This is a genomic window from Cohnella fermenti (assembly GCF_004801405.1).
Taxonomy (GTDB): domain Bacteria; phylum Bacillota; class Bacilli; order Paenibacillales; family Paenibacillaceae; genus Cohnella; species Cohnella fermenti.
On record NZ_SSOB01000036.1, the window covers coordinates 64,898 to 87,675 of the forward strand.

A 22,778-nucleotide genomic window follows, 5' to 3' on the forward strand; every position below is an offset into this window, starting at 1 on the left:
ACTCTCTGACATTCCGATGCGGTCCATGGACCGCAAAAGGGGGCGCAGACGCCCCCGCTTGCCCAAATTATATCAAAGTTGCTTTCCTGCGAATGCGCTTTTCTCCGAAATTACTATTTGTTCGAATCGATAATTTTCTGCGCGCGTTCCTGCGCGTTCTTGATCGTCGTGTCGATGTCCTGGTTGCCGAGAATCAGCTTCTCGTACTCTTCGTTGACCGCCTTGTACACTTCCGATTGGTAGGAGGCCGGCGGGATAATCTGCGAAGCCTTCGAGTTCACGAGCGTATCGACGAGCGATTGCTTGTCGACCTTCTCCGGATTGAGCGTGCCGCTCAGAATCGTGTCGATGATCGAAGCGACCTGCTCGCTCTTCACCTGGTTCCAGGACGGGATGTTCTTGCCCTGCACAATCTGTCCTTCCGTCGTGTACCAACGAACGAAGTCGTACGCCTCCTGCTTATGCTTCGAGCTGGCGGCGACGGCGACGTAGTCGGTCGTTACCGGCGTGTAGCCGATCGGGTCGGACGCGTTGTTCTTCGGGAACGGAGCGACGGCGACGTTGAACGTCAGCGGCACCTTCTCCGTGCCTCCGAGCTCGGTGTTCATCCAGCTTCCGATCGTCAGCATGCTTGCCGACTGGTTGAAGAACTGCGTGCGGTACGCCAGCTTCTGCGAGATGATGTCCGAATACGGCACGGACGACTTGTCTTCCTTCTCCATCTTGACGCGCAGCTCGAGCGTCTTCTTGAAGTTCGGGTCGTCGAGGTTCGAGGAGCCGTCCGCCTTCAGCAGGTCGGAGTTCGTCGGCTGGTTCTCGACCATCAGCTTCAGATACTCCATCCAGCCGCCGCCCTGCGGGCCATGGAAGTACGTGCCGTAGCGCTTGCTCGCTCCTTCGCCCTTCGTCAGTTGCTTCGCGTAGCTGGCGTAATCGTCCCACGTCCAGTCCGTCGGCACCGGAAGCCCGGCTTCGTCGAGGTGGTCCTTGTTCAGGATCACGTACCACGGATTGAACTTGCCCGGCAGCGCGTACACCTTGCCGTTCAGATGGGTGTCGACCTTGTAGTCCGTCTCGACCTGGTAGCCGTCCTTGGCGATATAATCGTCGAGCGGCTCCGCCATGCCGAGCGAGACGCGCTGCGCATAGCCGGACGGATCGCTGAACATCAGAATGTCCATCGCCTCGGAAGAGGCGGCCGCCAGATCCAGCTTCTTGGACGCCTCCTGCGTGTCGCCCTTCTCGCTGAGCTGCACGAGCTCGACCGTAATGCCGGGGTGCGACTCCTCGTAGGCGCCGAGCGTCTGCTTCCAGTTGTACGTCTCCTCCGTGCCGTAGGTGTACAGCCGCAGGTTGACCTGCTTGGCAGCCTCGGACGGACTGGCGCTCGGGCTTGCGCTTGGGCTCGCTTGCGAAGCCGATGCGGATTCGGACGGAGACGCGCTGCCTCCGTTATTGTTGTTGCCGCCGCAGCCGGCGAGCAAACCGATGGCCATCAGGCCCGCGACCGTTCCGGCCGCCATTCTTGTCTTCTTCATCGTGGGACACCCTCCTCGTATTGGACAGTTCAGCTTGCAATCTTGAAACATCTCAAATTATAGAAGGCGGAACTTTCTTACTCATAACACAATATTTACTTTATTTTAATTATTTTTACTTGTTTGATATCGCTTCCATTGTCCTGCCGCAACTATTGCCGCTTCGCCGGCCTCCCCCCGTCAGCCCTTGACGCCGCCCAGCGCAATCCCTTCGATGACGCTCTTCTGGCCGATGACGAACACGAGGAACAGCGGCAGAATGGCCGACACCGCGGCCGCCATGATCAGCGAATAGAATTCCCCGCTCATGGAAGTGAACTTCTGCATCGCGATGGTGAGCGTGTACAGCCGATCCGACCGCAGGAAAATAAGCGGGTTCTGATAATCGTTCCACGTCCAGATAAAGCGCAGAATCGCATAGGTCGCGACCGCCGGCCTTACTAGCGGGAAGCCGATCCTCCAGAAGATGCGGAAGTGGCCCGCGCCGTCGATCTTGGCCGATTCGATGAATTCCTGGTGAACGCCCATGAAGAACTGCCGCAGCATAAACGTGCCGAGCACGCTGAAGCTGCCGATAATGATAAGCCCCAGATGGCTGTCGAACAAGCCGATGTTGCGATACAGAATAAACTGCGGCACGAGCGTCGCCTGGCCCGGCACCATATACGTGGCGAGCACGATCATGAACAGGTACTTGCTCGCCTTGAACTGCACCTTGCTGAAGCCGTAAGCCGCGAGGCTCGAGACGATGCAGGATATCGCCGTCGTTGCGAGGCCCACCTTGATCGAGTTCCAGTAGTACCGATAGAACGGATAGTCGCCGACCCATACCTCCTTGTAATTCTCGACGAGGCGCCAGTGCTTCGGAATCCATTGGATCGGATACGTGAACACCTCCGTCTCTTCCTTAAACGAAGTAACGAGCATCCAGACGAACGGAAGCAGGAACAGAATGCTTAAGGCGAACATCACCGCCGTAACCGTCATCCGCCGCCAATCAAATTTCGTGTGCATGGCCACAGCCGTTCCTCCTCTCCTCGCTTGCCGCGATTAGTAGTTGACCCATTTTTTCTGCAGCCCCCATTGCCCGATTGTGATAAGCAGAACGAACAGGAACAGCACCGCCGACACCGAGGACGCATAGCCGATCTTCAGATTCGTGAACGCCTGGTCGTACAAGTACCATACCATCATGCTCGTGGAGCCGATCGGCCCCCCCTGTGTCATAACCGCAATCAAGTCGAAAATTTTAAATGTGGAGATAACGCCCGTAACCAAGAGGAAAAACGTCGTCGGAGAGAGCATCGGGAACGTGATCCGTCGGAACTTCGTCCACGTTCCCGCCCCGTCGATGTCGGCCGCCTCGTACAGGTCGCGCGGAATCGACTGCAGCCCCGCGATATAGACGACCATGTTGAAGCCGATCGAGATCCAGACCGAGATCATCATAAGCGAGACGAGCGCGTAATGCGGGTCGGCGATCCACTTCGGCGGGTTCGAGAACCCGATCGTCTTCAGCATCTCGTTGATCGGCCCGTAGGAGGGCTGGAACAGCACCTGCCACACGACGGCGACCGCCACGATGTTCGAGATGTACGGCATGAAGTAAGCGACCTTGAAGTAGCCCTTGAAGTACACGTACCGGTCGATCAGGAAGGCCAGCACTATCGAGATGAGCAGATAGATCGGTACACTGAGGAGGAAAATCAAGTTGTTGCGAACCGACTTCAGGAACGCGGGATCGTCCAGCAGGCTCTTGAAGTTCTCGAAGCCGATCCAGCGGATGCCGTCCCAGCCGGCCACAAAATTCCAGTCGGCGAAGCTGAGCACGAACGTCGCCACAATCGGCAAGAGCACGAGGATCGACACCCCGATCAGCATCGGGCTGACGAACAGGAAGCCGGCGATCGTCTCTCCCCGCTGGAGGGACCCCTTCCGGCGGGAGGTCGCCGGAGGAACCGGCAGCGCGGCGGGTCGTTCGCCCGCCGCAGCGGCTTGCTGCGCCATCATGAACACCTCAATCTGTTTCGGATAATTGGAGTGTCCTCATTATAAGTAAAAATACCGTCATCCAAGTGACGGTATTTTGATCATATTCACTGTCATTTTGACTTTTCCGTTCCGGGCTACGGCCGATAGTCTGCGAACCCGAGCTCCGACCCGTTCACGGTTCGGACCGGCTCGGCGCCTTCCTCCAGCGCCAGCCGCAGGCGGTCTCCGGCCAATGTCGCGTAGTCCGCCGCAAGCCGGGCCGCCGCTCCTTGCCGCGCCGCTTCGCCCGAGAAGACGGCCGGAAGCTTCCGGCGCGCGGCCGCGAACTCCTCCAGGCTCGCGATCCCGAGCCGCCCGGCTTCCTCGAGCGAGACGACCTCCATCGCGACGCCGTTCAAGCGGCCCTCGGCGCCTTGCGTCTTCCCGCTCGCCGCGCCTTCTCCGCAGGCGACACGGACGCGGTCCTCGCCCTCTTCCGTCCGGCATTCCTTCATCAGATGCACGGCGATATAGACGCCGGCCGCCTGCCCGAACAAAGCGCAGGGCTCATGAAGCCACCGCCCCTTCGGCAATACGCCGACGATGCGGCCGTCCTCCGCTTCCGGAATCGGATAGAGCGCAAGAACAACGTTCCGATGGAAAAGAACTTCTTCGAAGCGGCTCCGATGCCGCGGGTCGCCTTCCTTGTATCCGGCGCCGGGATGGAAGAAGTAGGCCTGGTTAACCGACTCCTCTTCCTCCGGGTCGGCCAGCGGCAGCGACACGTCCCAGCGCTGCTGCTCGTTGTCGAATTCCTCGGCCCGGTCCCAGGCTCCTCCCGCCGCGTAATGCTCGGTGATATAGGCGTACCTGCGGATGGCGGCTCCGCCTTCCCCGGCGGCGCTCCCGCTTCTTGGCGACAGCCGCTTCACCTCGGCCGGCTCCTTCCGGTTCAGCGCGATCCCGCGCGCCTCCTCCGGCGCTTCGTAGAACAGGAAGCCCGCATACTCCGTGCGCGGCATCTCCTCCGGCAGCAGGAAGTCGCCGTACTGCACGTAATCATGCAGCGCGTTCGCATCCTTCGGCATGTCATGCGGCCAGCCGCGGGAATGGGGGCCGACCCATGCCCCCTTCAGATAGTAGAGCGACCGCTCGCTCCACAGATAGTCGAGCATCGCTTCCAGATCCGGATGGACAGCCGGGTCCTCGTTCAGCTCCCAGGCGGCCGTGAACGCCTGCACCCAATGCCAGAACCACGGCAGCGCCCCGTATTCGGCCATGCCGTTCCCGCGAATGCGGTCAAGCGTCGCGACAAGCTGGCGATGCCCGTCCCGCACGAGCTCCTCGTCCTTGAACAACTGGCCGAAGATCAGCTTCGCCGCCGTATACTTCGCGTCGTGATGGCCGTAGTGCGTCTCCGCCTTGACGAAGAAGCGGCTCGCGTACAGATGGCGGAACGCGCCGGCGAAGGCGATCCGCAGCTCCGGCTCGAACCCGCCCGCGTATTGCCGATAGAAGTAAGCCATCAGGATGCTCATCAGCTCCGCGGGAAGAGGGTTCGGCTTCGCCTCCTCCGGCGACGGATGCAGGCCGAGCGGCCAGTGGCCGTACGTCTGGCTGCTCTCGTCCTTGTCCTGCAGCTTCAGGACGTTCAGCAGCACGCCGGTCGCCTTGCGCTTCGCCTCGTCGCGGTCGAAGGGAACCTTCAGGCTCTCGTCCTCCGCGGCCGCGAACAGATAGGAAGCGTAATAATAATTGTCGCGAATATCCCCGTGCGTCCATAACCCGCCGGCCAGCAGTTCCTGGCGATACGCCTTGCGGGCAAGCAGGTAGACGATCTCTCTTCGTCTCCGCTCGAATTCGTCTCTGTGCATTATCCTGTCTCTCCCCCGTTTGTGCTGTTCAGGAACCGCTCCCAGCCTTCCTTCGCATTATCGCGGGCCCAACGGATGTGGTCCTCGTTCTCATAGCCCCGGTAAGCGCATTCGATATGCAGAATCAGATCCAGGTACAGATCGTACAGGCTCCGGCGGATTCGCTCGCCGCCCGTCAGCTCGCCCCGGCCATAGCCTTCATAATAAGCGGCGGAGCCGTTGAAGCGGCTGAAGTAATGCTCGATCAGCGGGTCGGCCCACATCGCTCTCTCGAAGTCGATAATGCCCGTGATTCGCCCATCCTTCACGAACACGTTGCCGTCCCACAGGTCCCAATGCGCAAGCCGGGGCTCGTCCGCTTCCCGAAGCGCCGGCAGGACCGCCGCAATCCGCCGCCGGACCTCCTCGTAAGCAGCAGGCAGCTCCACTCCGGCTTCTTCTCCGTCCAGCAGCACATTTTCCGCCATCTGTCCGAATGCTTCCCGCCAAGTCGGCTTCCCTTCCGCCCCCCACGAATAGAGGCCGAAGCGCTCCCCCTTGATCCCGTTGATCAACCGATTGTACCGCCCCAGCTCCCGCTCGATCCGCTCCCTCTCCTCCAAGGACATGCCGTTCCTCGCGGCAGAGTACGGCGTCCCCTCGAGAAACTCCATGACAAAGTACTCCACCGGAACAATCGTCCGGGAGTCGTCATGCTTGTAGATCGCCGGCACCGGCACCGTCCCCAGCTCGCCGACCCTCCGCGTCACCTCGACCTCCGTCCTCATCAGGTTCCGCTCGTACCGCATCAGCCTGGCGCCCTCCGGAGGCGCCGCCTTCAGCACCGCTCTCCTGCCGTCCTCCATCGTGATCGCGTAGGCCGCATTCGCCCAGCCGTCCTCCAGCTCCTTCGTCTCGCGGATCGCCGTTCCGAAGATTCCCGCCATGACGGCCTCCAACTGCCCCGGCGCAAGCCGCGCCTTGTTGGCTCCCTTCACTTCCTCGCCCCATTCCCGCTTGCAATCGCTTTTTTCCTTATGTTACATATTACGCCATTCCCCGCAATGCACAAGCCTTTGTTATGGCGTTGTTGTGGCTTTGTTACTGCCTTGTCAGCAATCCTCGCTAAGCCCGCGCGCCGCCTCCCGTGCATGTTACAAACCGCGTATCGCTGCGGACCGTGGCCAACCGCGTTTCCGCCGAATCTATGTGAAATTTCACATTCGTTGCTCGAATCAGCCGCGATTTCGCCGAATGGATGTGAAATTTCATATTCGTTGGCGTCATCTCCACATTGTGCGGGGTATCGAAACAGGGGAATCCGTTAGGTTCTCTAACTCAGCTTATATAGCACCAAATCAATATTAAAAATCACATAAAATAACCGAGCCCTTGTATCGGGCCATATCAATTCGTAAAAAACCGCCGCCCCGATTCGGCGGGATATGGCGGGATATAATGAAGAGGGCAGACGGAGCTATTGAATTTCGCGACAAGTTGCGTTATCTTTAGAGAAGAAGTCATGTAAATTATTTTCGTATTATTAAATTAAATAACGTAATTTATTTTCTCAAAAGGCTGTGTAAGCGATGAGCGTTCTGAACGCGATCCGAGAGAGAATGGATTCCCTTCACCCGAAGGAGAAGGAGCTGGCGCAGTTCCTGCTCGACCAGCCGCAGCAGGCGGTGCAGATGACGATTCTTGAGCTGGCGCAGCATGCGGGCAGCAGCACGGCGACGGTGTCCCGCTTCTGCCGGTCGTTCCACTTCCAGAACTTCGCGGACTTCAAGATGAGGCTGGCGGCGGAGGTGGCGCAGCAGCCCGCGGCGATGCAGTATCAGGACATCGTAGCCGGCAACCCGCTGGCGGAGATCGTATCTGCGATTACGGCGAATCATCTGCGCTCGATCACGGACACGACCCGGCTGCTCGACATCGAGCAGCTTGAGGCGGCGATCGCGGCGCTTCATTCGGCGAACCGGATCGATCTGTACGGCTCCGGAACGTCGGGGATGATCGCCGATGATTTCTATCACAAGCTGATTCGGATCGGCAAGGCGGCCCACTCGTCCTCCGACCCCCACCTGCAGCTCACTTCCGCCGCTTCGCTGACGAGCAGGGATGTCGCCGTCGGCATCTCCTACTCCGGAGAGACGAAGGAGACGATCAACGCGCTGCGCGTTGCGGTCGAGCAGGGAGCCACCGCCATCTCGATCACACGCTTCGGCCATACGACCCTCGCCGAGCAAGCGAGCATTCGCCTGTTCACGACTTCGTCCGAAGCCGGCATGCGGCGTGGCGACATGGCTTCGAGAATGGCGCAATTGCACGTGGTCGACATTCTGTTCACGGGCCTGGTCAGCGAGCACTTCGACGAGTACGTGCCGAGGCTCGATCATTCGTTCCACATGGTTACGCAATATACAGGCAAAGAGGAGAGGAAACCGACATGAACGTATTGATCTTCGATTCCAACGAGAAGCTGAACGAAGCCGGCTCCAACATTATGACCAGCCTGATCCAGACCAACCCGCGGGCCGTGCTTGGCCTTGCCACCGGCGGAACGCCGGTCGGCGTCTACGAGCAGGTGGTGAAGGATTACGACCGGGGACTCGTCAGCTTCAAGAGCGTCACGACGTTTAACCTGGACGAATACGTCGGCCTGCCGGAAGACCATCCGGAGAGCTATCATTCTTACATGAACCATCATCTGTTCCGGCATATCGACCTGCCCGCGAAGCAGATTCATATTCCGAACGGCAACGCGGAGGATCTCGAAGCGGAATGCCGCAGCTTCGACGAGAGGATCGCGGATGCCGGCCAGATCGATCTGCAACTGCTCGGGCTCGGCCACAACGGGCATATCGGCTTTAATGAGCCGGCGCATGCGCTGATCCGCGGGACGCACATCGTCGATCTCGCCGAGGAGACGCTGAAGGCGAACGCCCGCTTCTTCGACAGCATCGACGAGGTGCCGAAGCAGGCGCTCACGATGGGAGTCGGAACGATTCTGAAGGCGAAAATGATTCTTCTGATCGTCCGCGGGGCAGACAAGGCGGAGATCGTGCACCGGGCGCTGACCGGTCCGATCACGACGGATGTGCCGGCTTCCCTGCTTCAGACGCACCCGCACCTTGTCGTGCTGCTTGACCAGGAAGCCGGGAGGCTGATGGCATGAGCGCAGGGGATACGGGTATCGGCGCGGAGACGGCGGGGGCGACGGACACAGGTGCAGGGGCAGGAATGACGGGCCGCAGCGTGCTGGTGATCAATGCCAATGTGGTCACGCCAGAGGGAATCGTCGAGAACGGATGGCTGCTGGCGCGGGAAGGACGGATCGCAGGAATCGGCCGCATGAGCGACGGGCTGCCCTCGGACCCGGCGGACGGTTCGGCGGGCCTCCGGCTTGAACGCATCGATGCCGAAGGGGGCTGGCTGCTTCCGGGCTTCGTGGACGTTCACGTTCACGGCGGCGCGGGCCACGACTTCATGGACGCGGACCAAGCGGGACTCGACGAGATTGCCCGCTTCCATGCGAGCCACGGAACGACAAGCATTCTGGCGACTTCCTTGACGGCGACCAGGGACGAATTGACGGACGTGCTTCGCCGGGTCCGCGCATACCGCAGCCGGCCGATGCCGCATGCGCAGGTCGTCGGCGTTCACTTCGAGGGCCCCTTCATCAACCCGAAGTGGAAGGGCGCCCAGAACCCGGACTACATTCTGCCTCCGCAGCGGGAATGGCTGGAGGAATGGGTCCGCGAGTTCCCGGGGCTGATCAAGATCCAGACGCTGGCGCCGGAGTCTGCCGGCGCGCTGGACTACATCGAGCGCCTCGCCGCGAGCGGCATCGTGCCGTCCTGCGGGCACACGGATGCGACCTATGACGAGGTGATCGCCGCCGCGGACCGCGGCCTGCGGCACGCGGTCCACACGTTCAACGCAATGAAGCCGCTGCATCATCGCGAGCCCGGAACGGTCGGCGCCGTGCTGACCGACGACCGGATCACGGCCGAGGTTATCTCGGACGGCCACCACGTTCATGCGGGCGCGATCAAGCTGATCACCCGCGCCAAGGGGGCGGACAAGGTGATCCTCGTCACCGATGCGATGGCTGCGGCGGGCATGCCGGACGGCGACAATTACGACCTGGGCGGCTTGCCGGTCGTAATGAAGTGCGGCGTCGCCCGCCTGAAGGAGTCGGGCAACCTGGCCGGCAGCACGCTGACGATGATCGCCGCGTTCCAGCATATGGTGCGCAGCGTCGGCGTCTCGATTCCGGACGCCAGCAAGATGGCTAGCGCGAACCCGGCCCGCCAGATCGGCATCGGCCGGGAGGCGGGCACGCTCGAAGCCGGCAAGCGGGCCGACGTGCTCCTGCTGGATGCAGAGCTGGAGCTGCAGCAAGTGTGGATCGGCGGCGTCAAGCACAGCGGATAACGATAGCGAAGCAGCCAAGGCGCCCCTCGTTCGAGGGGCGCCTTGGCTGTCGTTGGCGATCGGCTATTCCAATTACCGCCTAATCCCATGAACTGTGTACGTCATAGTGCACCATTCATCCTCCCAAAAAGGGTGCCTTATCCCCTTCGTTCAGATTTTCCCAGTAATTGGGATTCTGATCAGAAGGGATAAGGCACCCATTTGCAAAAAAGAGGGCCATACCGGCCGCGGCGACGACTCATCCCATTCTTAGATCGTCGGCATAACGTTGCCGCCGCTCACCGGAATGTAGGCCCCCGTGATGAAGCCCGCCAGATCCGACGCCAGGAACGCCACCGCGTTCGCGATATCCTGGTCCGTTCCGCGCCGCTTCAGCGGGACGCTCTTGATGTAATCCGCACTCTCCGCCAGGCCGCTTGTCCGCTCGCGTTCGCTGATCGTCCAGCCCGGCGCGACCTGATTGACCGTAATCTGGTGCTCGCCGACTTCCTTGGCCAGAACGCGGTAGACGCCGTCCATCCCCCGCTTGCCCGCGACATAAGCCGACTGCGTCGGGAAGTTCTGCATGGCGCATTCGGTATTGATTCCGATGAAGCGGCCGGCCTTCTTCCCGATCATTGCCGGAATAAACGCCTTCGCCAGGAAAACACTCTGCAGGACGCACGACTCGAATTGGCTGGTGTAATCCTCCACGGGCTGCTCAAGCACGGACTGCCACGGATATTGGACGACGGCGTTGGCGACGACGATGTCGACGTGACCGAGCGCTGCCGCAACCGTCCGCCTCAGCTCCTCCACCGCTTCCTGCTTGGTGATGTCGGCCTTCACCGTGACGGCACGGCGGCCGAGCGCTTCAATCGCGCCCTTGAGCTCCGCCGCCTTCGACTCGTTGCTATGATAGTGCAAGGCGACATCCGCGCCGCATTCCGCGAGCGTCCGGGCGATCACCCTGCCCAATTCGCCCGTCGCTCCCGTCACCAGTGCCGTTTGTCCGGATAGATCCAGCTTCATTTTGCCGCTCCCCTCCATTATTCCTTAATCTGAAAATCAATCTCGAGAAATCGCTCGACCTCAAGCTCCCAGCGCTCCTTGACGAAGGCGACGTGGGACGGGTGCTCGTTGTAGAAGTCGTAATCGGCCTGACTTGCGAAGTCCATCGAGAAGCCGTAATCGAAGTCGTTCTTGGCGCTGACCTGCGAGTAGACGCCGAAATTCGACACGGTCGGGATCGAAGTCAGGATGGTTCTTCCGTCGGCCAGGAATTTCTCCGCTTCGGCGGAGCCGGGGACATGCTTCAGGGTAAAAATGACCATATGACGAATGGCCTGCACATTCCGTTCGCTCATGCTTCCAGTCCTCTCCACTCTAGATTCCGTTAGCGATTCTTAGCCTATATTAACATAACAATCGCATCACTGCTGCGATTCCGCAACTAATTGCTCCAACTGTCGTCTATTCTGTGGGAAAGATTACTAACCGGAGGTATGACTCGTGAAACGATTCGCCAAACTCCCGAAGAAATGGCGCCTTACGATTCTGATCGCAAGTTCCGCGTTCTGTCTCGCGTTCCTGGGCCTCGCGTCCTACGCCGGCTATCTCTATTATAAAGCGTCCAACGCAATCCATCGCATGGCCGGCCCCGAGCTCCCCGCGCCGAGCGCGACTGCGGGGGGACTGGCGGCGGAGGAATCCGCGGAGCCGTCGGCGGAAGCGGCCGAGGCGTTCGACCGAAGCGAGCACTCGATCACGTTCCTGCTGGCCGGGGTCGACAGCCGCTCAGGCAGCGGCGGCACGCTCAACACGGATGTCCTGATGCTTGCCTCGCTTAACAAGATCACCCAGACGGCGACGCTGCTCTCGCTCCCGAGAGACCTCCAATTGAAGCCGCAGAACCTCTCTTCTCACAAAGCGAACTATTTTTACGCCTATTACTATACGCAAGACAAAACGACCGCCATGGCGAACACGAAGCAGTTCTACTCGGAGCTGTTCGACTTCCCGATCGATTATATGGTGCTCGTCAACTTCGACGGCTTGCGCAAGATGGTCGACGCGGTCGGAGGCATCACAATCAACGTCGACATGGACATGAAGTATCGCGACACCGCGGACGGAACGGACATCGACCTGAAGAAGGGCGTCCAGCACGTCGACGGCAAGAAGGCGCTGGACTTCGTCCGTTACCGCAAGTCCAACGAAGGCACGCAGGAATCGTCGGACATCGACCGCAACGCCCGCCAGCAGCAGGTCATCTCGCAGATTCTGGATAAGCTCTCGTCCTTCTCGGGGTTCACCCAGTGGGGCAAGGTGCTGGACATTCTCGGCAACAACATCCGGACGGACGTCCCGGAGGACGAGCTGCGCTCGTGGATTCTGAACTTCGCCGAGATGAATCCGAACGCGACAACCGTCATTCCGGTCGCCACCTCCTGGGTGAACCCGTATATCGTCGCCGACGAGACGGACCTGGAGAACGCGGTCGATACGCTGCGCGCCGAGGCGGGGCTGCCGGAGAGCGAACAGTTCCATGCGGCGGACGTCGTCGGGGTGGCGAAGCTTCACGAGTAGCCGAAGGCTAGAGCAGCCGGAGCAGGCCGAAGACGCAGGCGGCATTCAAGACGAGCAGCGCGGGCATGCCGTAGACGAACGAGGCGTGCTTCGTCTTGTGGCGGTACGTCCGCATGCCGAGCCAGCCGCCCAGCGCGCCGCCGATGGCGGCATAGAGGAAGAGTCTTCTCTCGGAGACTCTTCTTTGTTTGCGCTTCGCAAGCTGCTTGTCGTAGCCCATCAAACCGAACGCGACGATGTTGACGAGCAGAAGGTAGATAATCAGTATCGCCATGTGCGCTTCCTCCTCTCCGCCGTCTCGCGGACGGCTTCCTTCATTATGGGACATGCGGACTCTATGCGCAAAAAAAAGAGCCTCCCCAAGCCTTAAGCGGCTAAGAGGCTCTCGTTCCCGTTCCATCCGATTAATCGAGTTACTGGACTCCGAATGTGAAGGTAATGTCCCGGCTCGGCGACTGGTTGTTGTAATCCCGGATTGCGGAGACGCCCGCGTCGGCGAGTTCGATGGTGCCGATCTTCCCGGAAGGCAGGCTAGGCACCTTAAGCACAATCGTCTGGCCGTCGATCCGGCCCTCCGAAGGCTTCACTTCCTGACCGTCCACAACGATGCGGAACAGGTCCGTCTGGCCCGAATATCCTTGGATCGGCTCCCCGAATGCGATCGCGAGCGTCGTCCCGCGCGCATCGACCTTCGCAATGGCCGGACGGGCGTTCTCTGCTCCGGAGGCGTTGAATAGGTAGACGCCTCCGTTATCGGAGCCGGAGAGCGTTGCCCCCTGGTCGTCGGTCACTCTTCCCGTGCCGGCATCGTACTCGAGCCGGTAGCGTTCCCCCGCTCTCAGCGGGTCCAGCCGGTCGACGTTCAGGTACACGCCGATCGACTTGCGGTCCGAAGACAGCGCATAGATCGCCTCCTCGTTCGGCCGAATGCGAATCTCCTCGCCATTCGAGACGCGGAACAAGCGGAAGCCTCTCGCATCGTCAAGCCGAACCGGCTCGCTGAATTCGATCGCGAACGCAATCTTGTCCTTGGACGCGATTCCGGTCACGCGCGGAGCTTCATTGGCTGCGGACGTTCCCGCAAGCACAACCTCGTAGGGCTTGGAGCCGTTCGTCGTCTTGATTGCATTCCAGCCGGCTCCGTCCTTGATGCCGTCCTTGAAGCGCAGGCTGTACGTCTTGCCGGATTGCAGCTTGTCGTCCAGGTAGAGCACCGCTTCGGTTACGAGACTGTCCTCGTTCACGCTGACTCCGCCGATGCCGATCTCCGAATCGTCATCGCGAAGCAGCAGGAATTCCGACGCCCGGATGCCGCGCACCGGCTCGCTGAACGCGACTTTGACGGCCGTGCTGTTAAGCGCGGAGGCAGTCGTCGCGTACGGGGCCTCGTTCTTCTTCTCGGTGCCCGCGAACGCCTTCTCGTTCGCTCCGTTCTCCGTCGCCAGCCCTTCCAGGTCCGTGATCCTGCCGATGTAGGCATGGCCCGGCAGGAAGAGGGCGGGATTGCCCGACGCCTTCGTTCTCAGTTGGATGAGCACCGTATTGTCCGTGCCGGGCTTGCGAACGACGTACTCGCTCCAACCGCTGACGTCGACGTCCCGGCCGTTGTCCTTCAGAATCGTCAGATCGAGCGAAGCGACGTTGGCGTCGTACAGCGCGCGGCTGAACGTGGCCGCCACGGTGTTCTGGTCGACGACCTCAAGCTTCTGCAGCGCGATCGACCCCGCCGTCTCCTGGCCGCTGCCGACGAACTGGATGCGGGTATCCGCCGCAATCGGGTTGCCGCTTAAGTCGCGCACCTGGTTCACAACCACCGCATACACGCTCCCCGGGGTTTGCGCGTCCGTCGTCAGCGTAACCGTCTTTTTCCCATCGTCGTAGGCCGCTCCGCGAACCGCTCCCAAGCCGCCCTCGAAGCGATAGTTGCCGACACTTGCCGCCGAACCGTAATCAAGGCGCTCGCTGAACGTCAGCACAACCTGCCGGGCCGTGTTCCGGATGCCGACGACGGTCGGCGCATCGCGGTCGACGTAGCCGCCGAAGATCAAATTGCTCGCCGTGTCCATCGTATTGCCGGCCAGGTCGGAGATGCCCTGAACCGTCAGCGTGTACAGCACCGCATCCGTCTGCCGCGTCGTCGTCAGCACAACGGTGTCGCCGCTTCCGGTCACGATGGCGTTCGTCACGCGCAGCCCCTTGTCAATGCTGTAATAGCCGACGTTCTTCGCCTGGTCCGCATTGATCTTCTCGCTGAATCGAAGCTGCACCGTCGAATCCCCGAGCACGTCGACGGAGACGATATACGGCTTCACATGGTCGTTGACCCCCTTGAAAACAATGTCCTTCTGCGTATTCATCACATTGCCCGACAGGTCGGCGATTCCCTTCACCGTCAGCTTGTATTCCTGCCCGTCGGTCTGCTCGCTTGTCGTCAGCGCGACGGTCTTCCCGTCGGCGGCAAGCGTTGCCCGGGTGAGGCGCAAGCCGTTGTTGACGCTGTAATTCCGCACGTTCTTCGCATCGCTCTCGTCGACGCGTTCGCTGAAGACGACCTGGATCGTCGAGTCATTCTTCCCCGCGACGGAGACGACCGTCGGCTTCGAATGATCGTCGTCGATGCCGTAGAAGTATAAGTCGTCGCGCGCATTCATCGCGTTGCCCGACAAGTCCTTGACTCCGGCTGCGGACAGACGGTAACGGTAGCCGTCCTCCTGGCCGCCTGTCGCGATGATGACGGAGCGAAGATCGTCCGACAGCTTGAAGCCGTAGAGAGCAAGCTTGCCGGAGACAATGCCGTAATGATCCGGGTCCTCCGCGGTCGTACGGCTGACCTGCTCGGAGAACGTCAGCCGCAGCATCCGGTCCCCGATATTCTCGAGGCTGACGACGGTCGGCCTCGTCGTGTCGCCCACGGGTGTCGTGCCCCCGCTGCCGGATGCCCACAGGGCGGAGTAGCGCCAGCCGGTTCCGTCGACCGTCAGCGTGTAGATGACGTCGCCCTGCTGCGGGCCGGTCGATACGGTGACGACCCTGCCGTCCGAGGAAAGCGTTGCGGAACGGATCGCGATGGCCGTTCCTTGGTCGTCCTTAAGCGAGAAGCTGGACATATTCACCTTGCTTGCCGCCTGCTTAAGCGTCACTTGAATGACGCTGTTCGCCAGGGGCTGCACCGCGCTCACCTGCAGCTTCAGGGAATTCAGCTCCGTGTAGGCGGTATAAGCGGCTTCCGCGAGCAGCCCGCGGGTGGCCGCTATCGTGTAATCGCTCTGCACCGGGATGAAGCCGCGGTCGAGCGCTTGGCTGACCGATCCCCTGGCCCACAGCGACGTCTTGCCCTTCACGCTTGTCGAGCCCGCGCCGGTATAGCCGTAAGCCCGCACCAGAACGGCGGCAAGCTGCTCGATCGTGACTCTCGCGGCCGGCTGGAACTGGCGCGATCCCGTTCCGTTCATCAGCCCGGCCTTGCTGACCGCCTCGACCTCGGCGTAGGACCATCGCGTCTTCAGCACGTCGTCGAAGGAGCCCTTGGCAGGACTCGCGTCCGTCAGCCCCCACAGCCGGAACAGCACTGCCGCGAATTGCTCGCGGGTCATCGATTGGTTCAGCCCGGCGCTTCCGTCGCCGAGCCCCGTGAAGATTCCCTGCGCCTTGAGCGCCTCGTACTTCTGCTCCGTCGTCAGCGTCTCGGCCCCTGCGGCGAGGGTCGGGATCGCGAGCGCCAAGAGGAGCAAGGCGATCATCGCCTTGCGAAGGAGCGACAGGGGCGGCGCCTGCTTGCGGGACGCTTGGAGAACATGCGACGTGTGCGGCTCCTTCTCCTGCCTGCGGAGCGATTTGCGTTCGTCTGCCATCATGCAGCCTCCTAATTCGCGGGCTTGCCGGCCCGCTTGTTGTGCCAGGATGCTTATTACAACGCAGAATCGTTACGTAATGTTTCGTCGACAAATTCACCGTTCGCCATCGCCGACCCCGCCCCTATTCTTGCAAATCCGCCATTATTGCTGGACAAACAGCACAAATAGCCCCTGCGCGCAGAGGCTTCCCGCTCTATGTTCGAGAGAATCATAGAGACATTTCGTAACATTTTGTTGAGGTTTGATAGGCGAATAGGCGAAAAAATTTTTTTGGAGGAGTTGCGGCTCCGGGCCGCGAATCGGGGATCTCCGGCGCTTAGGGTCCGGCGTGGTTGACGCAGACGACAAGAGCAAGCAGCAGCGCCAGCTCGATGCTCTCGTTCAGAGCGCCGTAGACGTCGCCGGTCAGGCCGCCGAGCTTGCGCGCGGCGGACGATGCGAGCAGCGCGCCAAGCCCGTAGGCGACGGCGGCGGCGAGCAGCAGGGCGAGCGCCGAGCCCGCCGGGCTCCAGGCACGGACGGCGGCGAGCGCGGCGCTCGTCAGCACGGCCGAGAGCAGCGCGGCCGCCCAGGCTTGCTTGGCCTTGACGGCGCGGAACAAGCCGCCGAGCCCTGCCCCTTCCGCGCGCGCGTACGGCCAGCCAGCGATGGCGGTCACGAGGAATGCGCGGCTCCAGATCGGGATGGCGATCAGGCCGAGCGCGATAAGCGCCCCCGGCGCCATCTCCAGCAGGGAGGCAAGCAGCGCGGCCCGCAGCAGCAGGGCGAGCGCACCGGCCGCGACGCCCATCGCGCCGACGCGGCTGTCCTTCATGATCTCCAGCATCCGCTCGCGGGAGCGGTGGCTGAGCAGCCCGTCGGCCGTGTCCATCAGGCCGTCCAGGTGCAGACCGCCGGACAGCGCGACCCAGGCCGCGGTCAGCAGCACGGCCGCCGGCCACGGCGGCAGCGCCCAGGCGAGCAGCCAAGCGGCGGCGGCCAGAAGCAGGCCGATCGCGAGGCCCGCCGCCGGATAATACGGCGCGCTTCTGCGGAAGTCGGCCGCCTCATGCGAGACCGGCGCCATGAAGCGCGGCACCGGCAGCCGCGTCAGGAATTGCAGCGCCGCGCCGAACGCTCTGAAGGGATTCCCGTCGCCTCCGACCATTTTCCAACCACCCTCTCCCTGCCGTCCAATCGTTCTCCCCTACTCGGGCCAGCGATAAGCGAGCCGCTTCAGCTCGACCGGAATGCCCGCCGTGACGAGGAACACTTCTTCGCTGATTGACGCGACCCGTTGGTTCAGCACCCCCGCATAATCGCGGAAAATCCTCCCGAGGCGATGCTCCGGAACGATGCCGTCCCCAACCTCGTTCGTCACGAGCAGGGCGGTGCCGGGATAGCGTTCAAACGCCCCGACAAGCTCTTCGATGCGCCGCATCACCCGCTCCTCCGTCCGCTCCCTGTCCTCCGTCTCCGTGTCCCCCTCCAGGAGGACATTCGTCAGCCAGAGCGTCAAGCAATCGAGCAGGATGAGCGGCGCCGGCTCCTCTGCAGCCAGCTTGTCCAGCAGCTCGGCTGCCTCCAGCGGCTCCTCGGCCGTCTCCCAGCGGAAGGCGGAGCTCTCCCGGGAAGCGCGATGCTTGTCGATGCGCCTTCTCATCCCCTCGTCCAGAGCCTGGGCGGTTGCGACGTACACCCCGCCTCTGTCCCCCGCCAACTTCTCGGCGTATCTCTCGGCGAAGGCGCTTTTGCCGCTGCGGGCTCCTCCCGTTATGAGCACGATCATTCGCTCACCCGCTCCTTCCTTGATTCCCTTGCGCGGTCACCCTTGCGACACGGATACGCCCGCGCTGCCGAAGGTCGCCATCTCCCTCAGCACGTTGCACGAGGCGTCGACAAGCGGGAAAGCAAGCGCCGCGCCGCTTCCCTCGCCCAGCCTCATGCCCAAGCGGAGCATCGGCTCGAGCCCCAGCTCCTCCAGAGCGCGGAGATGGCCCCGCTCCTCGGACAGATGCGAAGCGATCAGATAGTCCTTCGCGAGGGGAGCGATCCGGCAAGCGGCCAGCGCCGCAACCGTCGAGATAAACCCGTCAATCACGACCGGAATCCGGTGCGCCGCCGCTCCCAGAACAAGCCCGGCCAAGCCGGCCAGCTCAAGCCCTCCCACCTTGGCCAACACGTCGATCGCGTCCCCGGCGTCGGGAGCGTGAAGCTTGATCGCCTTGCGAATCGCCGCCCGCTTGCGCCTCAGTCCCTCATCGTCGATGCCCGTTCCCCGGCCGACCGCTTCCTCCACATCCGCTCCGGACAGGACAGCCAGCATCGCCGCGCTCGGGGTCGTGTTGCCGATCCCCATCTCTCCGGTCGCGAGCAGCCCGATCCCCTTCGCCGCCAGCTCCCCTGCCAGGTCGATGCCGATCCCGATCGCCCGCTCCGCTTCCTCTCGCGTCATCGCCGCCTCCCGGGCCATGTTCGCCGTTCCCGGCCGGACCTTGCGGACGACCAGCCGGTCGTCGGCCAGCTCGCCGCGAACGCCGATATCGACGCAGACGACCTCCGCTCCCGTCTGCCTCGCGAGCACGTTGATCGCCGCGCCGCCGTTCAGGAAGTTCAGCACCATCTGGCCCGTCACTTCCTGCGGGAAGGCGCTCACTCCCTCTTCGCACACTCCATGATCGGCCGCCATGACGACAATCGCCTTGGCCGGAGGCTTCGCGGCAGCTTCGCCGGCAATTCCCGCCAGCCGGATCGCCAGCTCTTCCAGCTTCCCGAGGCTGCCCGGCGGCTTTGTCAATTGGTCCAGTCTCCCGGCCGCCTCGGCCATCGCTTCGCGGTCCAGAGGCCGGATTCGGAGCGCAGCTTCTTCTATCGTCTTTGTCGTTGCCGGGTTTGTCGTCATCGCGCATCTCTCCTTGTCCATCCCGCTTGGTTCAGCTTGCTCCGCGTTTTTCTCTCTTGGTCGTACCGTTATCCCCTCGCGTCAGAACTGGCGGAGAACCGGGGTTTCTTAGCGAAGGGGATAAGAGTACGCCGGCCGACCGCCTCGAACGCCCCCCTACTCCCGCAGAGCGTCGTACAGCTTGCTGGACATGCCTCCTGCCGACGATTGGAGCGCTTTGCGGGCCCGGGCCAGATCGTCCGTCAGCTTCCGGTTCGACAAGCGAAGCCGTTCGAGCTCCGCTTCCATGCTCTTCTCCGAATTCCTCTCCGGGTTCTGCTCCGGGCTCTGCTCCGGATTCGCCTCCAAGTTCTTCTCCGGTTCCGCCCGGACGCCTGCGCCCGCGCTTACACCCGTGCCCTCGTCCACGCCCGCACCCTCCGCAGGGACGGAATCTCCGAAGCTCTTGCCGTTGGCATAGTAGTTTCTCTTCTCATACGCGCGAAAAGCGACCTCCAGCTCCGGCACCCCGCAGCCAACGCGCAAGTAGCGGTCGACCGCCTCGGCGAAGCGATCCTGCGCCGGCAGTCCGCGGTCGAACCAGCCTACCTCGACGAACGGGTAGGACGGAACAAATTGTCCGTTCGATACGGAGGAGGTTGTCAGGCATTCCAGCATAATGTCTTCCGGCGGGCACTCGCATACCGAGGCCAGCTCCGCCGCGAGCTCGCGGCTGACGGCCTTGACGAGCTCGGGGGCAATTCCGCGTATCCATAAATGGGGCATCTATTTTGAACTCCTTATTTGGTCATGTCATGTTCTTCTATCATCATAACGCGATTAGGGGACATGCGCCAACAGGGGGGGAGCGGCGGGAGAGCGAGTTGCCCGAGCCGGAGTCTACCGTGGAACATTGGCGAGCAGTACGGTATACTAGAGGGAGGTCGATTAAAGAAGTTAATTCCAAATCCCAAGGAGTGTTCCGACCATGAGCAGAAGCAATTCCAAGAAGAGCCGCGACAAGCAAGAGCGAGCCGGCACGTTTAACCCCGAGAGACTTCGCAACGAATGGCAGCGCAAACCGCTGACACAGATCCAACCGAATCTTAAAGCGCAGCAGCGCCGATCGCAATGCCGCCGGAAGGACGGGAGCGATGGCGCTGCTTTTTCGTTTATTGGCGTCTTAGCATATCCGCTTGCTCAGCTTAATCGATAGGCGCGAATGTCGCCCGGTTCGATCCTCATTCTAATGCGAGTGCGCGGCGACTCCCCGGCACCTTCGCCGGTCGCTTCATCGCCAATCCTTACGCTTACCAACTCGGCTCCGCCTTCCTCCGCATACCACGGCTCGATCGTCTCGTACCCGGCCGGCAGTTCGATTGTCGCTTCGCTTTTCCCCTGTGCTGCCGTTGCTCCCCAGGCGTGGACGAACAGATGGGCGGCCTTGCCCTGCTCCGTATCGGCTTCCAGCACGTCCGCGCGAACGCCGTCACCGGTCACTCCTACGTAAGGCGCCAGCTCCAACCTCTTCGTCAACAACTCGCGGAAAAACCACCGAGTCTCTTCCCCCGAACTATCGCCGTTATCCCTCCAGTAAGCCGAAGCGAGCAGCGTGCCGATCCAGACCGCCCGGCCCTGCCCGTAAGATGCCAGCGTAATCGCGGCCATGCCGTCCGAGTCGAACGAAGCGAGCGTCTCGGTTCCTTCGGCGCACTCGATGTCCGTCTTGTAATACGCTCCGCTCAGGGCGAAGCCTTGTCCGGAGATCGGAATTGCCGCCGCCGAAGAGATCGTCGCTGCCGCGTAGCTGTGCTCCAGATGCTGAACCGAATGGGTCCACGTCTCTCTCACGCCGAACACCTCGTCGAATCCGTACCCCGGAACCCGAATGCTGTGCGTGCCGTCTTCCGCTTGCAGGGCTCCGAAGGAGTTTTCCGAGAGGAGGGCTCCGCCTTCCGCCACCCAGCGGCGAATCGTCTCGGCGAGCTCGCGGCTCAGGTACAACGGATACGGCATCCAGAGGCAGCGGTACCGGCGCAACTGATCCAGCGTCATGTCCTTGTCATGGATAAATTCGACCTTGTAGTTCAAGTCGTGCAGCAGCTTGTGCGCTCCCTGAACCGATTCGAAGTACGTATCCAGATGGCCGTAAGCCGCGAAGTTCGCAATTTGGTTCGCCGCCCCGTAGAAAATCGCGATCCGATCCGAAGGCCGCCGCCCGTTCGCAAGCTCCGTCCGATGGCCTTGAATTGTCCGGTTCAGCTTCGCCATGCCGCGCAGCCACGGGGTCTCCCCGCCGTCGAGATACGTGCTGCCCCACGCCGGCGCCTCGTGCCCGAGCACCTCGGGACGGTATTGCCAGAACAAATATCCCGTGATGCCGCGGGCCAGCGGAATGAGCAGGTGCTTCTTCAGCTCCGTCCATTCGAGCTTCCTCGGCTTCAGCGCCGTGTCCCCCGGGAGCGCGTGAATCTCGGAGTTGATCACCTTCTTGCCCTTCGCCGCCGAGAGCAGCAGGTCCGCCGACCAGGCCGAAGAGCCGAGGCTGTTGCCGAACAAGTCGCACGTCTCCGCCAGCCTGAAGTCGTCCGAACCCGCCGTAATCAGGTTAAAAATCGGGCCGGGAACCGTGTGCGCCATAACCGGATGCTCGGCGTCCATAGCTCGCACGATGGACACCCGAGTCCGAAGATCGTCGGTCAGCGCGTCGGACATGAACAGGCGCCAGTCGACCATGTCGTTGAACACGGCTTTGCCGCGCGGCGGTTCGACCTCCTGCCACGCCCGGTACGTTCGCTGCCACTTGCCGTTCAGCGCATCCAGCGTGCCGTACTTCTCCTTCAGCCAGTCCGCGAATCTGGCAAGCGTGCGGTCGCAGTAGCACACCTGGTTCTCGAACGCCAGCTCCCGCTTGATGCTTGTCGTCAGCTCCGGCTCGTTCCACAGGTCCCACACCCACAGCGCGGGATGGTCCCGAAGCGCGGCCACGGCAGCCTGCAGGAACCGATCCTTCTCCGCCTGTCCTTCCGGATGATGGTAGCACGGGCCCGGCGCCCCGCCGATCTGGCGGCAGTTGATCGCCCGCGGCTCGAGGCGAACCCCGTTCTCCGTCACCATGACCGAATCGGGATAACGCTTGTAGAACCAGGCCGGCGCCACGTCGAAGATGACGTTCAGCACCACCCGCAGACCGTTGCGATGTGCGATGTCCATCAGTTCGACGATATCGTCGAACCGGAACGTGTCCGGCGCCGGCTGGCTCGCCCGCCACTGCACCCACAGCTTCACGCAGTTGAAGCCCTGCTCGGCGATACGGCGCAGATCCGGCTCCCAATGCTCGCGGAACGGGGTGGGGGAACGGTAATATTGGAATCCGAACGGGACCCATTCGAGATCAGCTTGCTTCATGGTCGAGTCTCCTTGATGGTAGTGTGGATCGCTGCTCCGACGAACGTTTTTATGCTAAAAATCAGGCTGTTGAATAACCCCTTATGAAACAGGTTGCAGGTACGAAAATGAGCCGAACGGCAAAGAAGTGGCCCCCACCCAACTCTCGTCTTGCCTGGGTGGCAAGGTATCGAGCTATCTTTTTCAGATTTTGGGCAAACGCCGTCAGGAGAGCCTGCTCTTGCATCTTGGCTCTCCCTCTGAATTTACTCCTGCGGTATTGATGCAACTCTTTGGCTTCTCCGAA

19 protein-coding genes are annotated in these 22,778 nt (G+C 61.8%); 4 read left to right on the forward strand and 15 right to left on the reverse strand.

What is annotated here, in order from left to right:
• Nucleotides 1–113 precede the first annotated feature (113 nt).
• The 5 genes from E6C55_RS23600 to E6C55_RS23620 form a co-directional block, all read right to left on the reverse strand.
• Nucleotides 114–1,538 (reverse strand): ABC transporter substrate-binding protein, encoded by a 1,425-nt coding sequence (locus tag E6C55_RS23600; protein ID WP_136372285.1) that lies wholly within the window; start codon nucleotides 1,536–1,538, stop codon nucleotides 114–116.
• Between the two features lie 180 nt (nucleotides 1,539–1,718).
• On the reverse strand, nucleotides 1,719–2,552 hold the full coding sequence (locus tag E6C55_RS23605; protein WP_136372286.1) for a carbohydrate ABC transporter permease: 834 nt from the start codon (nucleotides 2,550–2,552) through the stop codon (nucleotides 1,719–1,721).
• Nucleotides 2,553–2,588: 36 nt separating this feature from the next.
• Nucleotides 2,589–3,545 carry a carbohydrate ABC transporter permease gene (locus E6C55_RS23610; protein WP_136372304.1) on the reverse strand — a complete coding sequence of 319 codons (957 nt, stop codon included), beginning with the start codon at nucleotides 3,543–3,545 and terminating at the stop codon, nucleotides 2,589–2,591.
• Between the two features lie 119 nt (nucleotides 3,546–3,664).
• Complete coding sequence (locus tag E6C55_RS23615; RefSeq protein WP_136372287.1) at nucleotides 3,665–5,383, reverse strand: hypothetical protein; 1,719 nt, start codon at nucleotides 5,381–5,383, stop codon at nucleotides 3,665–3,667.
• On the reverse strand, nucleotides 5,383–6,360 hold the full coding sequence (locus tag E6C55_RS23620) for a phosphotransferase family protein (protein WP_230986825.1): 978 nt from the start codon (nucleotides 6,358–6,360) through the stop codon (nucleotides 5,383–5,385). The genes E6C55_RS23615 and E6C55_RS23620 overlap by 1 nt, the downstream gene beginning before the upstream one ends.
• Before the next feature lie 591 nt (nucleotides 6,361–6,951).
• Here E6C55_RS23620 and E6C55_RS23625 point away from each other — a divergent pair.
• Genes E6C55_RS23625 through nagA form a run of 3 tightly spaced genes read left to right on the forward strand, consistent with a single transcriptional unit; the run spans nucleotide 6,952 to nucleotide 9,802 of the window.
• On the forward strand, nucleotides 6,952–7,815 hold the full coding sequence (locus E6C55_RS23625) for a MurR/RpiR family transcriptional regulator (protein ID WP_136372288.1): 864 nt from the start codon (nucleotides 6,952–6,954) through the stop codon (nucleotides 7,813–7,815).
• Complete coding sequence (gene nagB / locus E6C55_RS23630; protein ID WP_136372289.1) at nucleotides 7,812–8,540, forward strand: glucosamine-6-phosphate deaminase; 729 nt, start codon at nucleotides 7,812–7,814, stop codon at nucleotides 8,538–8,540. Before E6C55_RS23625 ends, nagB begins: the two co-directional genes overlap by 4 nt.
• The gene (gene nagA, locus E6C55_RS23635; RefSeq protein ID WP_330999657.1) at nucleotides 8,537–9,802 is read left to right on the forward strand and encodes an N-acetylglucosamine-6-phosphate deacetylase; all 1,266 of its coding nucleotides are present in this window, start codon (nucleotides 8,537–8,539) and stop codon (nucleotides 9,800–9,802) included. The genes nagB and nagA overlap by 4 nt, the downstream gene beginning before the upstream one ends.
• Before the next feature lie 249 nt (nucleotides 9,803–10,051).
• Here the strand turns inward: nagA and E6C55_RS23640 are convergent, their stop codons facing one another.
• Nucleotides 10,052–10,813 carry an SDR family NAD(P)-dependent oxidoreductase gene (locus E6C55_RS23640; RefSeq protein WP_136372290.1) on the reverse strand — a complete coding sequence of 254 codons (762 nt, stop codon included), beginning with the start codon at nucleotides 10,811–10,813 and terminating at the stop codon, nucleotides 10,052–10,054.
• A 17-nt stretch (nucleotides 10,814–10,830) separates the two neighbouring features.
• Nucleotides 10,831–11,148, reverse strand: a complete 318-nt coding sequence (locus E6C55_RS23645) for a Dabb family protein (protein WP_230986826.1) — start codon at nucleotides 11,146–11,148, stop codon at nucleotides 10,831–10,833.
• Nucleotides 11,149–11,293: 145 nt separating this feature from the next.
• On the opposite strand from E6C55_RS23645, the gene E6C55_RS23650 reads away from it, so the two are divergent.
• Nucleotides 11,294–12,370: an LCP family protein gene (locus E6C55_RS23650; RefSeq protein ID WP_136372291.1), complete on the forward strand. Its 1,077-nt coding sequence runs from the start codon at nucleotides 11,294–11,296 to the stop codon at nucleotides 12,368–12,370.
• A gap of 7 nt (nucleotides 12,371–12,377) precedes the next feature.
• Here E6C55_RS23650 and E6C55_RS23655 read toward each other — a convergent pair whose 3' ends face one another.
• From E6C55_RS23655 to E6C55_RS35470, 8 genes are all read right to left on the reverse strand, one after another.
• Nucleotides 12,378–12,644: a DUF1294 domain-containing protein gene (locus E6C55_RS23655; RefSeq protein WP_136372292.1), complete on the reverse strand. Its 267-nt coding sequence runs from the start codon at nucleotides 12,642–12,644 to the stop codon at nucleotides 12,378–12,380.
• A gap of 139 nt (nucleotides 12,645–12,783) precedes the next feature.
• Complete coding sequence (locus E6C55_RS23660; RefSeq protein ID WP_168735843.1) at nucleotides 12,784–16,221, reverse strand: Ig-like domain-containing protein; 3,438 nt, start codon at nucleotides 16,219–16,221, stop codon at nucleotides 12,784–12,786.
• A 319-nt stretch (nucleotides 16,222–16,540) separates the two neighbouring features.
• Nucleotides 16,541–17,371, reverse strand: coding sequence for an adenosylcobinamide-GDP ribazoletransferase (gene cobS / locus E6C55_RS23665; protein WP_136372294.1), 831 nt, complete (start codon nucleotides 17,369–17,371; stop codon nucleotides 16,541–16,543).
• Nucleotides 17,372–17,410: 39 nt separating this feature from the next.
• Complete coding sequence (gene cobU / locus E6C55_RS23670) at nucleotides 17,411–17,992, reverse strand: bifunctional adenosylcobinamide kinase/adenosylcobinamide-phosphate guanylyltransferase (protein WP_136372295.1); 582 nt, start codon at nucleotides 17,990–17,992, stop codon at nucleotides 17,411–17,413.
• A 36-nt stretch (nucleotides 17,993–18,028) separates the two neighbouring features.
• Nucleotides 18,029–19,105 (reverse strand): nicotinate-nucleotide--dimethylbenzimidazole phosphoribosyltransferase, encoded by a 1,077-nt coding sequence (cobT, locus tag E6C55_RS23675; protein ID WP_136372296.1) that lies wholly within the window; start codon nucleotides 19,103–19,105, stop codon nucleotides 18,029–18,031.
• 156 nt (nucleotides 19,106–19,261) lie between these two features.
• Complete coding sequence (locus tag E6C55_RS23680) at nucleotides 19,262–19,870, reverse strand: DUF1904 family protein (RefSeq protein ID WP_136372297.1); 609 nt, start codon at nucleotides 19,868–19,870, stop codon at nucleotides 19,262–19,264.
• 414 nt (nucleotides 19,871–20,284) lie between these two features.
• On the reverse strand, nucleotides 20,285–22,492 hold the full coding sequence (locus E6C55_RS23690; RefSeq protein ID WP_136372299.1) for a beta-galactosidase: 2,208 nt from the start codon (nucleotides 22,490–22,492) through the stop codon (nucleotides 20,285–20,287).
• 61 nt (nucleotides 22,493–22,553) lie between these two features.
• Nucleotides 22,554–22,778, reverse strand: a 225-nt coding sequence (locus tag E6C55_RS35470; protein ID WP_211093637.1) for a transposase, incomplete at its 5' end; no start/stop codon positions are given.